Genomic DNA, 12,093 nt, shown 5'->3' on the forward strand with positions numbered 1-12,093 from the left:
AACGAACGCATTTATCAGCGCAACAAAAAAGCCCGCTCAAATGAACGGGCTTCTTCGTAAAATCTATTGCTAGATCTTATTCGTCGTCGGACTGCTTCTTCATAGCTGCAGCGAGGATGTCGCCGAGAGAAGAGGAAGCGTCGGAAGAACCGTACTGTGCAACTGCTTCTTTTTCTTCAGCAATTTCCAGTGCCTTGATGGATACACCAACGCGGCGGGTCTTCTTGTCGAACTGAGTAACGCGAGCTTCGATTACGTCGCCAACGTTAAAGCGTGTTGGATCCTGCTCACCGCGTTCACGGGACAGGTCAGCGCGACGGATGAATGCAGAGAGGTCGCCGTCTACGAGTTTAACGTCGAGACCACCGTCTTTGATTTCAGTCACTTCACACTTAACGATTGCGCCCTTGCGAACGTCGCCAGCGGATTCGAACGGATCAGCGTCGAGCTGCTTGATGCCGAGAGAGATGCGCTCTTTCTCAACGTCAACGTCGAGAACGACTGCTTTAACAACGTCGCCCTTCTTGTACTCTTCGATGACCTGCTCGCCCGGACGGTTCCAGTCCAGATCGGACAGGTGAACCATGCCGTCAACATCGCCTTCGAGACCGATGAACAGACCGAATTCGGTCTTGTTCTTAACTTCACCTTCAACGGTTGCGTTAATTGGGTACTGCTGAGCGAATGCTTCCCATGGGTTCTGCAGAGTCTGCTTGAGGCCCAGGGAGATACGGCGCTTAGAAGCGTCAACTTCCAGAATAACCACTTCAACTTCCTGAGAAGTAGAAACGATCTTGCCTGGGTGTACGTTCTTCTTGGTCCAGGACATTTCGGAGACGTGGATCAGGCCTTCGATGCCTGGCTCCAGTTCTACGAATGCACCGTAGTCGGTGATGTTGGTAACACGACCGGAGAACTTCGCGTCCAGTGGGTATTTGGCTTCGATGCCATCCCATGGATCGGTTTCCAGCTGCTTCATGCCGAGGCTGATGCGGTGTGTTTCCTGGTTCACACGAACGATCTGCACCTTCACGGTCTGACCGATGGTCAGTACTTCGCTTGGGTGGTTGATACGACGCCATGCAATGTCGGTAACGTGCAGGAGGCCGTCGATGCCGCCCAGGTCAACGAATGCACCGTAGTCGGTGATGTTCTTAACAACACCCTCAACGGTCTGACCTTCTTCCAGGCTCTGAACGAGTTCAGAACGCTGTTCTGCGCGTGTTTCTTCCAGAACGGTACGGCGAGATACAACGATGTTGCCACGGCGCTTGTCCATTTTCAGGATCTGGAAAGGCTGTGGAGTGTGCATCAGAGGAGTAACGTCGCGTACTGGACGGATGTCTACCTGAGAGCGTGGCAGGAATGCTACTGCGCCATCCAGATCGACGGTGAAGCCACCTTTGACCTGGTTGAAGATCTGACCAGTAACTTTTTCGCCAGCTTCGAAAGCAACTTCCAGGCGAACCCAGCTTTCTTCGCGGCGTGCTTTGTCGCGGGACAGAACAGCTTCACCCATCGCGTTTTCAACGCGCTCAAGGTAAACTTCTACTTCGTCACCAACGGACATTTCGCCGTCACGGCCTTTAGCGCCGAATTCCTTCAGAGGAACGCGACCTTCAACCTTCAGACCTACGTCGATAACTGCGAGGTCTTTTTCGATAGCAACAACGGTGCCTTTTACAACGGTGCCTTCGTAAAGGTCGGAAGTCGCAAAAGATTCTTCCAACAGAGCTGCAAAGTCTTCAGCAGCAAAGTTCTGATTTTCCATGAAATCTCCTGGTGCCATAAGAATGGCGCTCGCCGGCGGGTTTGTGTTAACACTAAAGGACAAGAGCTTCCGGTTCTCAACTCGCGTTGAAAAACAACCACTTACAAGTAAGTGGGCCGGCGAAAGCGGTCGCACTTGTCCAAATTCGGTATCATGACAGTCGCTAGAAACGACAAACGCGAGCTCCGATGGCTGTTATGAAACAGCCGTTTTCCGGGCGCGTTCGACGATATCCACAGCCGCACGAAATGCGGAGTCTATATCCATTTCTGTCGTATCAAGCAAGTGTGCATTTTCAGCGGGTTTTAATGGGCTGTCTTTGCGGGTGCTGTCACGCTCGTCGCGGCGCTCCAGATCCACTAGGATTTCATTAAAATCTGCTGGAATTCCCTTGCCATTCAGCTCGTCCGTCCGACGCTTTGCACGCGCAGCCGGAGAGGCTGTTACAAACAGTTTTGCAGTCGCATCCGGGCACACAACAGTGCCGATGTCACGGCCATCCAGAACAGCGCCTGGTTCCTGCTCAGCAAACGCACGCTGAAGGCGCACCAGTTCCTCACGCAGACCAGAAAGAACAGCAATGCGAGACGCCGCTTCTCCAATCTCATGAGCGGAGAGCTGGTTGCGGTCCAGATTGCCCAGATCAAGGTTCTGAGCAACGGAGATGGCTACAGCTTCATCACCAAGTGGCAGGCCGCGCGCAAGCAGCGCAGCGGCAACAGCACGATACGTCAAACCGGTATCCAGATGGCGAAGTCCAAAATGCTCAGCGAGCTGGCGTGCGAGTGTTCCCTTGCCAGATGCCGCTGGTCCATCCAGAGCAATAATCATGCAGCTTCCTCATTCTTATTTTCAAGCTTGCCACCCAGCTCGCCAAACATGGAGAGGAAGGTTGGGAAGCTTGTTGCGATTGGTGCTGCATCATCAACTTGAACCGGCTTGTGAGCAGCGAGCCCCAGAATAAGGAAGCTCATTGCGATCCGGTGATCCAGATGTGTAGCAACAGTACCACCGCCAATATTGTTAGCACCACCAGTAACAGTCAGACTGTCCTGTTTTTCAACGCACGGAATACCGTTTGCTTCCAGTCCACGTGCAACAGCAGCCAGACGATCTGACTCCTTCACGCGCAGCTCTTCAAGACCGAGCATAACGGTCTCACCCTGAGCAAAGGCAGCGGCAACAGACAGAATTGGATATTCGTCGATCATGGAAGGTGCACGGCCCGCTGGAACCGTAATACCCTTCAGTTTCGAATACTTGGCGCGAATGTCGCCAATCTTCTCTCCACCACTTTCCCGTTCATTCGAGATGGTAATATCAGCGCCCATTTCAAGCAGACTAGTAATAAGTCCAATACGATGCTCGTTTAAAAGCACGCCTTCAACGGTCACATCAGAACCTGGTGTGATCAGTGCTGCAACAATCGGGAAGGCAGCTGAGGATGGATCACCAGGAACAGTGATGTCCTGCGGCTGCAGCTTTGGCTGACCCTGCAGGGTGATCACGCGCTCACCGCTTTCGTTGATCTCAACGTTCAGCTCTGCACCAAAACCAACGAGCATCTTCTCGGTGTGGTCACGAGTTGCCACAGGCTCAATAACGGTTGTGGTGCCGGCAGTGTTCAAGCCTGCCAGCAGCACAGCAGACTTAACTTGCGCAGAGGCCATTGGCACACGATACGTGATCGGAATAGGATTGTCGCTGCCGCGGATAGACGCTGGCAGGCGATCGCCATTACGTGCCACAACCTGAACACCCATCTCGCGCAGTGGGTTAAGGACGCGGCCCATTGGGCGTCCGGACAGGGAGGCATCACCAGTCATGGTGACGGCAATAGGATGGCTCGCAAAGATGCCCATTGCCAAACGTACACCAGTACCCGCATTTCCGAAGTCGATTGGAGCTTCCGGCTCCAACAGGCTACCCAGTCCAACGCCATCAACCGTCCACGTACCATCTTCCTGGCGAACACACTTGGCACCTACTGCATTCATTGCGTTTGCAGTACCAATCACATCTTCTGATTCGAGTAGGCCAGAGATGGTGGTTTTGCCGAGTGCCAATGCACCAAACATGAGGGAACGGTGGGAGATAGACTTGTCACCTGGAACTTTGATCTGGCCGTTAAGCGGAGAGCCACTGTGAGCGGTCACAATTTGCGGTGACGAATTATGGGACATGTTCATTTCCGGGGTTGCGAGACTGAAAAAACTAGTTCCTCCTAGCACGGAAGAAAAAGACAGTCACCCTAGGGCGCATTGAACTATTGCGAAATTTCGGCAGTGAATGTACGACTTCGGGTAGATTTCTAAGATTTATCTTTGACATGATGGCCAACCTGAGGCTAAGGGGGCCGTCAACGAGATACAAACAAAGGTGAGAACCGTGGCAAGACCGGAACTCGGAACCAAGCGCCTGTGCGCGGCGTGTGGCGCTAAATACTATGATTTGAACCGTGACCCAATCATCTGCCCTAAGTGTGGCGATATGTTTGATCTGGGCATGACAGCGAAGACTGCAAAAGCTGTAAAAGCTGTTCAGAAAGAAGAAGCTGAGGACGCATTGGTAAAGGACGATGCAGAATTGGTATCTCTGGAAGAAGCTGATGCAGAAGCAGCTGGTGAAGATATTCCTGATCTGGACGAAGATGGCATCAGCGATGACATCGGTGGCGATGACTCCGACGTATTCCTAGATGATGAAGACGACGAAGACTCTTCCGTTCCGGGCATCGTTGTGAGCCGCGACGACGACGAAAGCTAAAATTTCCACAGCCTGTGAAACCGCAGGCTGTTATGAGAGTATTCTCTTGAAATGTGGAGGCGGCCCATCTATGTTCCGCCTCCATCAGCACAAAAACTTCATTGAAGTATCGGTGCTTAGAAGAAGAACGGGGCCTTAGCTCAGCTGGGAGAGCGCTTCGCTGGCAGCGAAGAGGTCAGGGGTTCGATCCCCCTAGGCTCCACCAAAACCATTTTGCAAGAAATGGCTATCTTCTTCCCAAATCAGACATGCCATTTGTCTGATAAAGATGGGGCCTTAGCTCAGCTGGGAGAGCGCTTCGCTGGCAGCGAAGAGGTCAGGGGTTCGATCCCCCTAGGCTCCACCAATTACCCTTTAGCTAGAAACAGCTGTCTTCTCCCAAAATTATCGATTTCAGAAGCTTCGCCTCCAGCAGCTCATGCTATGAGAGAATTGAAGCTCTACAGCCATTGATACGCAAGAAAATTGCTATACATCTGCCGCAACTGTTTCTTTTGTGCAGAGGTCGTCGATGTCAGCATCCATCGTAATCCATTGGTTCCGTCAGGATCTTCGCCTGAGTGACAACCCTGCGCTGTCTGCGGCCTGTGAGGCTGGTGAGGTTATCCCTCTCTATATTCTGAATGATAAAGAGTACGGTGCTCGAGAATTCGGTGGCGCGACCAAAAACTGGCTGTACTATTCTTTAAAAGCTCTCAATGAAAGCTTGAAAGGGCAACTGTTGATAAGGCGCGGTGACCCGGCCGTAATCATCAACTCGCTCATTCAGGAGACCGGTGCTGCGGGTGTTTTCTGGAACCGATGCTATGAGCCATGGCGTGTAGAGCACGATGCTCAGCTGAAAACCGATCTTGAAGAAAATGGCATAACAGCCAAGAGCTTCAACGGCTCACTCCTCTGGGAACCCTGGCAAGTAGGTAAACCGGACGGCAGCCCTTATAAGGTGTTCACTCCCTTCTATCGCAAAGGCTGCCTTCAGGCGGAGGAACCCAGAAAGCCCTTGCCTGTTCCTGACCAATTGCGCATTCATCCTTTGAATACAGAAGGGGCTCTCTCAATAGATGAGCTCAACTTGCTTGAGGATCGGCCGTGGTCAGCTCAAGTGAGCAGTCACTGGGAGCATGGCGAAAAAGCTGCCCAAAACCGCCTCTATGCATTTTTTGAAGATGGGCTTTCCGATTATAAAGATGGCCGAAACTTTCCAGCTCTGACCCATACCTCTCGCCTGTCGCCTCATTTGCACTTTGGTGAGATCTCTCCCAACCAAATCTGGTGGGTATTAGGCTCACATGAAGAAACACGAGACATCGACCATTTCCGGAGTGAGTTGGGCTGGCGTGAGTTCTCCTATTCTCTACTATTTAACAACCCGAGTCTTCCAAAGAGTAATCTGAACGAAAAGTTCGATAACTTCCCATGGCTCTCAGATGATCAGCGCCTTCTCGCGTGGCAGAAGGGACAAACAGGCGTTCCAATTGTAGATGCCGGTATGCGAGAACTCTGGCAGACCGGTTACATGCACAATCGCCTGCGTATGATTGTTGGATCGTTTCTCGTCAAAAACCTGTTGCTGGACTGGCGATTGGGAGAAGAGTGGTTTTGGGATTGTCTGGTCGATGCTGACCTCGCCAACAACAGCGCCAGTTGGCAATGGATCGCCGGATGTGGTGCAGATGCGGCTCCTTACTTCCGCATCTTCAATCCAATCCTGCAGGGCGAAAAGTTTGATGCTCATGGCGATTACACACGCCGGTTCCTGCCTGAGCTAAAGGATCTGCCGGATAAGTATCTCTTCAAGCCTTGGGAAGCTCCTAAGGACGTTCTGAAGGGCGCTGGTGTCACACTCGGAGAAAACTACCCGCTTCCAATCGTGGATCTCAAGAAATCTCGAGATGAAGCGCTACGTGCCTTTGAGGAGATAAAATAAAATTCGCAGTCAGGTGATCTGCCTTCAGACCTGATCAGTATAAGGCTTTGTGCGCGGCAGCTTGTCGCAGTCAATCCTTATGTAATTCCCTCGTTACATCTCTGGGGAGTGGAGGCTTCTATGCGTTTATCTATGATTTCACTTGTAAGTTCACTGGTTCTTGCTGGTTCAGTAAATGCAAATGCAGGAACTATTGTAGAAGTAGCTCAAGGGGCAGGGCAGTTTAACACCCTTATTGCCGCCGCTCAGGCTGCGGGCTTGGATGGGGCACTGGCCAATGGTGAGAACCTCACCGTGTTCGCTCCGACTGATGAAGCCTTTGCGGAGCTTCCGGACGGAACGGTTGAAATGCTTCTGAAGCCAGAGAACAAAGATCAACTCGTTGCAGTACTTAGCTACCACGTGCTCCCACGCAAATTGGCGTCCACTGATCTGCCAGGCCGGACCATTCACGTGAAGACGATTAAGGGATCAGGAGATAAGACACTCTCCGTTTCGAAAAACACGTCTGGCGTGACTGTAGATAATGCAAACGTCATCAGCGCGGACATTCCAGCTGACAACGGGATTATTCATGTCGTCGATAAAGTGTTGCTGCCCTCAAACTAAACGGGAAGTGACATAACTCATTTTGAGTTTCTGCCAGAGGGCGTGGAGCATCCTTTCTACGCCCTTTGAGCTGTCATAAAACGGAGTCGGATGACTCTATTTGATTGAAATGAATGCATTTCACCTGCTCATGAATGCAAGTTTTTGCATTAGAAGTTGTATTTCGAGAGTTGCACACAGTGCGCCTGTGGATAAGTTTAGGCCTGTTTTGTCTTCGAAAATTTGCGCGCGCAAGCATTAAGACAGCTCATCGGCATAAACGTGCAAGGTGCAAAATTTGAATTTGTTCGCCGCCTAGGTATTTCCCCGATATATCAAGTGATTAGCCGCCAAATCTTTCTGTAAATCTCAATGTTCGTATTATTTCGTATCGAATTTTTCCGAAACAAAACTTCCAATTTTAGACACTTCAACCATGCTGAAAGGTCGAAAATTTGGCATAAAAAACAGTCTGCTTAGGTGGGTTTCGTTTTTCCGAAACATGACAATCTCATGATAATTATGAAAAAAAACGAAGATCCAATTGCAATTCATCGAAACTTCAAGAAACTGTCATCCTAGTGTGAAACACCTAAGTGATATCGCAGATGAGGCGTAGGGGATGGATCGCCAAGGCGATGGATTAGGTGTTCACTCCGCTTCGCATGTTAGATTTTTTCAACTTTCCCACTGGGGGGCAACAAAAATGACTCTTCGTAAAGCAGCTGGTGTAGCAACCTTTGCAGCACTCGCAATGTCTTCAACAGCGTCTTTCGCTGCGACAGAAATCAACTGGTGGCACGCAATGGGCGGCCGTCTGGGTGAAGTTGTCAACGAAATCTCCACCAAATACAATGCATCTCAGGATGTCTGTAACCTGACCCCGGTTTACAAAGGTAACTACGAAGAAACCTTGACCGCAGGTATCGCAGCATTCCGCGCTGGCGAACAGCCAAACATCTTGCAGGTATTTGATGCAGGTTCCGCTACCATCATCGGTGCAAAGGGCGCAGTTGTTCCAGCTGAAGACCTTCTGAAAGATGCAGGTGTTGAGTTCAACATCGAAGACTACATTGCTGGCGTACGCTACTTCTATGCAGACGCAGCTGGCAAAATGATCGGCATGCCGTTCAACTCCTCTACTCCAATCCTCTACTACAACGTAGAAGCACTGGCGAAAGCAGGCGTTGAAGCTCCTAAGACTTGGGAAGAGTTCGAAGCAATCGCTCCTAAGCTAAAAGCAGCTGGTTATGTTCCTCTGGCACAGTCCCACCTGCCATGGATCTTCACCGAAAACTTCATGTCCCGCCACAACCTTCCATTCGCAACCAACAACAACGGTTACGACGGCGCGAAAGGCACCAAGATCCTCGTAAACAACGATGCGATCAAAATGCACTTCACAAAGGTTAAAGGCTGGCTTGATGCTGAGCTGTTCGGCTACTACGGCACTGGCTGGGGTGACAACCAGAAGGTATTCCAGGACGGTTCCGCTGCAATGTGGCTCGGTTCCTCAGGTTCCTTCGGTGGTCTGATGAAGTCCACAGACTTCAAATTCTCCGCAACCAACCTGCCTTACTGGGCTTCTGTTAACGAAACCGGTACCAACACCTTCATCGGTGGTGCAGCGCTCTTCGCAATGGCTGGCAAGCCAAAAGGCGAAAACGACTGTGTTGCAAACTTCTACTCCTTCCTGACTTCCTCTGAGATGCAGTACTACTGGCACAAAGAAACTGGTTATGTGCCAATCACCAACGCTGCATACGACCTTGCGAAGAAAGATGGCCACTACGACCGTCTTCCAGCAGCTGAAGTTGGAATTAAGCAGCTGACACTTCCAGGTGGCGACAACACCAAAGGTTACCGCATGGGCTTCTACGTTCAGGTGCGTGACGTAATGAACCGTGAATACGGCAAAATCTTCTCCGGTGAAAAGTCTGTAGACGACGCGTTCCAGACCATCGAAGACGAAGCAAACAAGCTTCTGGCTCGTTTTGCTAAGACCGCTAACTAAGACTTAGCACTTAGATTTTCGCTAGGGCCGGAGACGCTATCAAGTGCCTCCGGTCTCAGGTTGTTTTAGAAATAAAATGTTCCCGGACGGCAGTTTGTTCGAGCAGCATTTTTAAAACAAGCGGTCAGGCTTGCTAGGCAACCGGCCACCACAACGAAAACAGCGACTAGGCCAGTCCATGAAACGAGTTCAATTCTCACATCCATTGATGCCTTACATGCTGCTGCTCCCGCAGCTGCTGATTGTTGGCGTCTTCTTTCTGTGGCCAGCGGCAGAAGCAATCAGAGCGTCTTTCTACCTTGAAGACCCGTTTGGTTTCGGCTCGACATTTGTTGGCCTGGATAACTTCACAGATGTTGTCACTGCGAGTGAATACGGCAGAACTGCCTGGTTCACGCTCATCTTCTCCGCTGCAGTCACTTTCTTTTCTCTCAGCATCGCTCTTCTGCTGGCAGTAAAAGCCGATAACGTCATCAAAGGTGCCTCCACTTACCGCACTTTGCTGATGTGGGTTTATGCGATCGCCCCTCCCGTCGCAGGCCTCGTAGGCGTTATGCTGTTTGACCAGCACATTGGTCCACTCAACGATCTGGCGCATGCCCTCGGCTGGAACATGCAGATCGGTGTGAACTACTTTGATACTGCATTTGCTATGACCGTGATCGCGGTTTGGAAGCAAATTCCGATCAACTTCATCTTCTTCCTCTCTGGTCTCCAGAGTGTTCCGAAATCCGTTCAGGAAGCAGCTGCGGTCGATTGTAAATCTTCCTCCCGTCGTTTCTGGACTGTAACGTTCCCACTGCTGGCTCCAACCAGCTTCTTCCTGCTGATCATCAACATCACTTACGCGCTCTTCGATACCTTCGGTATTATCGATCTGGTGCTTAAAGGTGAGCCAGGCAACAACCCTGTAACTCTCGTTTACAAGGTGTTCCTCGATGGCTTCCGCGGAAACGACCTTGGTGGGTCTTCAGCACAGTCTGTGATCCTTATGATCCTCGTGTTCGCTCTCACGGTCTTCCAGTTCCGTATGATCGAACGTCGCGTGCACTACAGTTAAGGAGGGATCAATGAAACGCTCACAGTTTTGGGATCATACGATCCTCGTCCTCGGCGCTCTCTTTATGCTGGTGCCAGTTGTTTACGCTCTCATGACCTCCAGTCATGATGCGGTGTCCATTTACAAGCATGGTTTGCAGTTGACCCCGGGTGGTCACTTCACAGACACCTATAAGCAGGTTCTGACTGAAGCTGGTGGTTTCACCAAGTCCGTGACCGGCCTGACCATGCTGTGGAACTCTTTGATCCTCGGCCTTGGCTTCGCCATTGGTAAGATCGTAATTTCCATGCTGGCGGCTTATGCAATTGTGTACTTCCGCTTCCCGCTTGGAACGTTCTTCTTCTGGATCATCTTCTCCACGCTCCTGCTTCCTCTGGAAGTGCGTATTCTGCCATCCTACGAGATCGTGCAGGGACTGGGCATGGCGAACACCTACACCGGCTTGATCGTACCGCTGATTGCGTCTGCAACAGGCACTTTCTACTTCCGTCAGTTCTTCAAGTCCGTACCGGATGAACTGGTTGAAGCAGCGCGTATCGATGGTGCAGGACCGCTGAAGTTCTTCATCGACATTCTTGTTCCACTCTCCAAAACCATGATTGCTGCAATCTTCATCATCATGTTTGTTTTCGGTTGGAACCAATACCTCTGGCCAACACTCATCACCACAGATGAAAGCCTCTTCACGCTGGTGCGTGGTATGAAGCAGATTCTTCAGGTGTGGATTGGTGCTCAGATCCCGGATACGAACCAGGCAATGGCGCTTGCAGTTCTCGCAATGCTTCCACCGGTTCTCATCGTGGTGATCTTCCAGTCTTGGTTTGTAAAAGGGCTCGTGGAAAGCGAGAAATAAAAATGGCAGGCATTAAACTTAACACCCTTCGCAAGATCTACGCGGGCAACGTAGAAGCGGTTAAAGGCATCTCCATCGACATTCAGGATGGTGAGTTCATTGTTCTCGTCGGCCCTTCTGGTTGCGGTAAGTCCACTCTGCTGCGCATGGTAGCTGGTCTCGAAACCATCACCGACGGTGAGCTGTTCATCGGCGACCGCCTTGTAAACAACGTAGAGCCAGCAGACCGTGACATCGCAATGGTGTTCCAGAACTACGCGCTCTACCCGCACATGAGTGTTTACAACAACCTCGCGTACGGCCTGAAGAACCGCAACATCCCTAAGGATGAGATTGAAAAGCGCGTTCGCAAAGCCGCTGAGATCCTTGAGATCGGCGACTTCCTCGACCGTAAGCCACGTCAGCTGTCCGGTGGTCAGCGCCAGCGTGTTGCAATGGGTCGTGCCATCGTTCGCGAACCTGCCGCGTTTCTGTTCGATGAGCCTCTGTCCAACCTTGATGCAAAACTGCGTGTGCAGATGCGCATGGAGATCAAGAAGCTTCAGAAAGAACTGGGTACCACCAGCCTTTACGTGACCCACGATCAGCTGGAAGCAATGACACTGGCAGATCGCCTGGTCGTTCTCAGTGGTGGTGTAGTAGAGCAGATCGGTTCTCCGATCGATGTCTACGAGAAGCCAGCATCCACCTTCGTTGCAACCTTCATCGGTTCTCCAGCAATGAACCTGCTGCCACTGACCAAACAGGGCAGCGACTGGAAACTCGACAACGGCGCAACAGTTGACGTGAAGCTGAACACCGATCTGTCTGATCTGATCCTCGGCGTACGTCCGGAAGATCTGGTGATCGAAGAGCTCAGTGAGAAGTTCGACACCGGCCTTCACACCGCTCTGACCGTAAATGTCGTAGAGCCTGTAGGTGCTGAGAGTTATGTTCACGGCACCATTGGTGAAGGCAGCGTAGACGTTGTTGTGCGCGCGCCTGGCAAACTGCACTTCGAACCAGGCCAGATCCTGAAAGTGACTGCAAAGCCTGAGAAACTACATACGTTTGACACCAAAACCGGCAAGCGTATTGAAGTGCAGGGCGCACTCGAAGCAGCTTAAAGCCTGCT

General features: G+C 51.2%; 10 protein-coding genes and 2 tRNA genes. 9 read left to right on the top strand and 3 right to left on the bottom strand.

Features of this window, described 5'->3' with window-relative positions:
• Positions 1-76 precede the first annotated feature (76 nt).
• From rpsA to aroA, 3 genes are all read right to left on the bottom strand, one after another.
• On the bottom strand, positions 77-1,771 hold the full coding sequence (gene rpsA / locus PJE062_RS08660) for a 30S ribosomal protein S1 (protein WP_008548461.1): 1,695 nt from the start codon (positions 1,769-1,771) through the stop codon (positions 77-79).
• A gap of 195 nt (positions 1,772-1,966) precedes the next feature.
• On the bottom strand, positions 1,967-2,602 hold the full coding sequence (gene cmk, locus PJE062_RS08665) for a (d)CMP kinase (RefSeq protein WP_008548337.1): 636 nt from the start codon (positions 2,600-2,602) through the stop codon (positions 1,967-1,969).
• Positions 2,599-3,954 (bottom strand): 3-phosphoshikimate 1-carboxyvinyltransferase, encoded by a 1,356-nt coding sequence (aroA, locus tag PJE062_RS08670; RefSeq protein ID WP_037036494.1) that lies wholly within the window; start codon positions 3,952-3,954, stop codon positions 2,599-2,601. Before aroA ends, cmk begins: the two co-directional genes overlap by 4 nt.
• Positions 3,955-4,159: 205 nt before the next feature.
• On the opposite strand from aroA, the gene PJE062_RS08675 reads away from it, so the two are divergent.
• The 9 genes from PJE062_RS08675 (at position 4,160) to PJE062_RS08715 (ending at position 12,085) form a co-directional block, all read left to right on the top strand.
• Positions 4,160-4,537, top strand: coding sequence for a TIGR02300 family protein (locus PJE062_RS08675; protein ID WP_014283551.1), 378 nt, complete (start codon positions 4,160-4,162; stop codon positions 4,535-4,537).
• 129 nt (positions 4,538-4,666) lie between these two features.
• Positions 4,667-4,742: transfer RNA gene (locus PJE062_RS08680), tRNA-Ala, on the top strand.
• 65 nt (positions 4,743-4,807) lie between these two features.
• Positions 4,808-4,883: transfer RNA gene (locus tag PJE062_RS08685), tRNA-Ala, on the top strand.
• A 165-nt stretch (positions 4,884-5,048) separates the two neighbouring features.
• Positions 5,049-6,464 (top strand): deoxyribodipyrimidine photo-lyase, encoded by a 1,416-nt coding sequence (locus PJE062_RS08690; RefSeq protein WP_008548796.1) that lies wholly within the window; start codon positions 5,049-5,051, stop codon positions 6,462-6,464.
• Positions 6,465-6,584: 120 nt separating this feature from the next.
• A complete protein-coding gene (locus PJE062_RS08695) occupies positions 6,585-7,073 on the top strand; it encodes a fasciclin domain-containing protein (RefSeq protein ID WP_008548399.1) in 489 nt (162 codons plus the stop codon).
• Between the two features lie 685 nt (positions 7,074-7,758).
• The gene (locus tag PJE062_RS08700; RefSeq protein ID WP_008548196.1) at positions 7,759-9,066 is read left to right on the top strand and encodes an extracellular solute-binding protein; all 1,308 of its coding nucleotides are present in this window, start codon (positions 7,759-7,761) and stop codon (positions 9,064-9,066) included.
• Between the two features lie 178 nt (positions 9,067-9,244).
• On the top strand, positions 9,245-10,126 hold the full coding sequence (locus tag PJE062_RS08705) for an ABC transporter permease subunit (protein WP_037036400.1): 882 nt from the start codon (positions 9,245-9,247) through the stop codon (positions 10,124-10,126).
• 10 nt (positions 10,127-10,136) lie between these two features.
• Positions 10,137-10,979, top strand: coding sequence for a sn-glycerol-3-phosphate ABC transporter permease UgpE (gene ugpE, locus PJE062_RS08710; protein WP_008548277.1), 843 nt, complete (start codon positions 10,137-10,139; stop codon positions 10,977-10,979).
• A 2-nt stretch (positions 10,980-10,981) separates the two neighbouring features.
• Complete coding sequence (locus PJE062_RS08715) at positions 10,982-12,085, top strand: sn-glycerol-3-phosphate import ATP-binding protein UgpC (RefSeq protein WP_008548509.1); 1,104 nt, start codon at positions 10,982-10,984, stop codon at positions 12,083-12,085.
• The last annotated feature ends 8 nt before the right edge of the window (positions 12,086-12,093 follow it).

Origin of the sequence: Pseudovibrio sp. JE062, from assembly GCF_000156235.1 — a bacterium.
In the GTDB taxonomy this organism is placed as follows: domain Bacteria; phylum Pseudomonadota; class Alphaproteobacteria; order Rhizobiales; family Stappiaceae; genus Pseudovibrio.

Excerpts from the sequence above, each read along its gene's own strand:
- aroA (WP_037036494.1), bottom strand. The coding sequence starts at position 3,954 with ATGTCCCATAATTCGTCACCGCAAATTGTGACCGCTCACAGTGGCTCT.
- PJE062_RS08715 (WP_008548509.1), top strand. The coding sequence starts at position 10,982 with ATGGCAGGCATTAAACTTAACACCCTTCGCAAGATCTACGCGGGCAAC.
- PJE062_RS08700 (WP_008548196.1), top strand. The coding sequence starts at position 7,759 with ATGACTCTTCGTAAAGCAGCTGGTGTAGCAACCTTTGCAGCACTCGCA.
- PJE062_RS08705 (WP_037036400.1), top strand. The coding sequence starts at position 9,245 with ATGAAACGAGTTCAATTCTCACATCCATTGATGCCTTACATGCTGCTG.
- ugpE (WP_008548277.1), top strand. The coding sequence starts at position 10,137 with ATGAAACGCTCACAGTTTTGGGATCATACGATCCTCGTCCTCGGCGCT.
- PJE062_RS08690 (WP_008548796.1), top strand. The coding sequence starts at position 5,049 with ATGTCAGCATCCATCGTAATCCATTGGTTCCGTCAGGATCTTCGCCTG.
- cmk (WP_008548337.1), bottom strand. The coding sequence starts at position 2,602 with ATGATTATTGCTCTGGATGGACCAGCGGCATCTGGCAAGGGAACACTC.
- PJE062_RS08695 (WP_008548399.1), top strand. The coding sequence starts at position 6,585 with ATGCGTTTATCTATGATTTCACTTGTAAGTTCACTGGTTCTTGCTGGT.
- rpsA (WP_008548461.1), bottom strand. The coding sequence starts at position 1,771 with ATGGAAAATCAGAACTTTGCTGCTGAAGACTTTGCAGCTCTGTTGGAA.